Origin of the sequence: Chitinophaga sp. (assembly GCF_036569125.1) — a bacterium.
GTDB lineage: Bacteria > Bacteroidota > Bacteroidia > Chitinophagales > Chitinophagaceae > Chitinophaga.
The window spans coordinates 1-3,005 of the sequence record NZ_DATCRF010000771.1; the positions used below are offsets into that span (position 1 = coordinate 1).

Sequence of the window (3,005 nt, forward strand, 5' to 3'; positions counted from 1 at the left end):
CCGCATAACCTGCCGCATCATTCTGCTGGGTATTGTGTAACGCACGCAGCCTGATATAACGGGCTTTTACCGGCTTAAATTCCTTTACCTGCCACAATGGGTTATTTTTAATATTGGAGAACTCTCCTTCATCTGCTATTCTCCATTCTTTATTATCGTCTGACACCCAGAACTGGTATTGTGTAATAATTCCTTCTGTACGGCCCTGGCCGGGCAGGTATCTGAAGCCGGCTATATGCTCCGTTTTACCCATGTCAATATCAAGATCTGCCGGCAGCTTTGTACCTGGTTCCTGGTACCAGGCTGTTGCAGGGTCTCCGTCTATCACACGGTTAACTTTATCGTCATTAATGCCTGATATTTTCCAGTCCTTCCTGGATATGTCAAACTTCTCCCCTGCTACGGCACTGCTTTTTTTCGATATGGGATCATAAACGACCGCCTTTACATTCACTTTTCCATCTGTTGGTACAGGTGCTTCGTATCGCTTGGCCGCTTTTGTGGGCTGGCTGCCATCCAGCGTATAATAAATAACGGATTCCTTATCAGCGGGCCTGATATGTACCGTCCCGGACTGATCCCTTATAATTTCAGGGGCCATCAGAACAGGAGGCGCATTATAAACGCCTATATTGGATATAAGCGGGCAGCTTTTTGCAGCGGTAATGGTAAAGCGTAGCTGCGTAGCCGTTACCGACGGAAAAAGCAGGATACGTTTGTAACCAATAGTAGTGCCGCTAGCCAGCTCTTTCCAGCTGCCGTTTACCAATCCCTCAACTTTAAAAGCTTTTACCCGCTGGCCTAATCTTATATATTCCTGGGCAAGAAAGCGGTTAAAAGTAGCCGGTTTACCAAAGTCTATGGTTAGTGATGCGGATGTTACTGCATCATCGGTTGCCCAATAGGTGTTCTTATTTCCATCCACTGCCATGCCTGCGCCATAGGTTTTTGCGTTACCGCGCACATTTGAAGCGCTCACTTTTTTCTTTTCAGCAAGGTTCACTGCAAATGCTTCCTTTACGGCTTTTGCCAGTGCCAGCGCCGCCTTTTCATCGGTTTCATGGATCAGGCCTCTCCTGTCTACCGGAAAGTTCAGCAACAGGGCGCCGTTACGTCCAAAAGAGCTGTAGTAGGTGTTCAGAAGATCGGGCAGGGATTTTACCCTGCTGTCTTCATAGGCATGATAGAACCACCCGGGACGGATGGAGGTGTTCACCTCAGCCGGCACCCAGGAATCACCGTTCTCCAGTCCATGATGCAACATATTGTAGGGTACCTCTCCGGTAGCATTCAGCAGGCTCCAGTTCGTTTCACCCACATAACCGCCCTCAGTGCCTACCCAGCGCAGGTCGCCACGATCGCCGCCGTCGTTCCATATAACGATCTTTGGCTGCAGCTGGCGTATAAGCCTATACGTGTTCTTCCAGTCATAATAAGTGGTCCGGTCTATTTTACGGGTTTCCCTTGTGCCGCCGTAGTAGCCCGAACCACCATTAGCTCCATCAAACCATATTTCAAAAATATCCCCATAGTTTGTAAGCAGCTCTTTCAGCTGGTTCCTGAAGTAAGTGATGTATTCCGGTGTTCCATACACTGCGCTGTTCCGGTCCCAGGGAGATAAATAAATACCCAGCTTCAGGCCGTATTCTTTACAGGCATTTGCCAGATCACGAACAATATCTCCTTTGCCACCGCGCCATGCAGAATTTTTAACGGAATACTCCGTGTACTTTGATGGCCATAAACAAAATCCTGAATGGTGCTTGGCTGTAAGAATAATTCCCTTCATACCCGCTTCTTTACAAACACGGGCCCATTGACGGCAATCCAGGTTCACCGGGTTAAAGATCTTAGGATCGTCTTCACCATATCCCCATTCCTGGTCGGTAAAAGTATTGGTAGATAAATGGATGAATGCGTAATATTCCATTTCCTGCCATTTCACCTGGTTTTCAGAAGGAACCGGGCCGCAGGGACCGGGTGCATTGGTTTGAGCATAACCACTTACGGCCAGGCAGCCTGCGGCTATTATTATCTTACAAATTCTTTGGATCATCACACTATGGGTTTATTATTCTCCGGCCCAATGTATTATTTTTTCCTAATCTACTTTAATGATCTTAGATGTTTTTAACCAGTTCGCTCCTTCTACCCTGACTACGTACGTACCGGCTTTCAGGGAAGCTCCCATTGACATTAAGCCTGAAGCTGACGGCCGCTCAATCACTTCAACCTGCTTACCCGTGAGGTCGGATATAGTAACACGTACTACCTCACGGGACTTGTCAACCGTCATTTTGAAGGTGGATGTAAAGGGATTCGGATATAACAACACCTGGTTATCTGCTGATTCATGCACCTGCGCACTATCTGTGGCCACTGATTTTCGTCCCTGCCCAACAGCGCTTATCGTCCAAAATTGTACGTAAGGAGTTTTTCATAACATTAGTGGTTTTCAGGGTGAATTAAAAAGTCGTATCAGATTCAGAAAGTAAACATCGTTTTCCCGGATCTCCAGCTCCCTTGAAAAAGGGGCGCCATCTGTCACTTTTATGATCTCTTTTGAAACCGGACTGCCGTTATTCTGCGATTTGATCTGCTCCACCTGCTGTTTTGAAAGCTGTGCCGGTTTTCCCATGGAGAGGTAAGTGGAATAAGCATCATTGCTGCGGTAACCTACTTTATATACTTCAAGCGCATATGTTCCCGCAGGTACGTTTGCAATGCTGATCTTCAATTTGCCTTTGGGTTTTGAAGGAAGATCACGGATATAATATTGCTGATTGTGCACGGAATCTCCGGGATGCGTATTGGTAAAATCCCAGGCCAGCGCCTGTATATTCCCGGTTGAATCCCTGCAGACCCACGAAGTGGAATCAGTATTTGCCAGTTCAATATTTCCCAGCCGGTTCATAAGCTGGTATGCATAGAATACCGGCTTATTGATACCCTGGATGTTCAGCATTCCAAAGCCTCCGTGAAAGGATGTAAAGCGGGGTCCGGGC

At 47.2% G+C, this 3,005-nt stretch carries 3 protein-coding genes; all 3 read right to left on the minus strand.

The genetic code is table 11. The features are described 5' to 3' along the window. Positions 1 to 2,056 (minus strand): alpha-L-fucosidase (locus tag VIM87_RS28485; RefSeq protein ID WP_332000269.1); only part of this gene is annotated, 2,056 nt, incomplete at its 3' end. Between the two features lie 45 nt (positions 2,057 to 2,101). Then, positions 2,102 to 2,380: a T9SS type A sorting domain-containing protein gene (locus tag VIM87_RS28490; protein WP_332000270.1), complete on the minus strand. Its 279-nt coding sequence runs from the start codon at positions 2,378 to 2,380 to the stop codon at positions 2,102 to 2,104. A gap of 75 nt (positions 2,381 to 2,455) precedes the next feature. Then, a partial coding sequence (locus tag VIM87_RS28495) for a GH39 family glycosyl hydrolase (protein ID WP_414649675.1) occupies positions 2,456 to 3,005 on the minus strand: 550 nt, incomplete at its 5' end.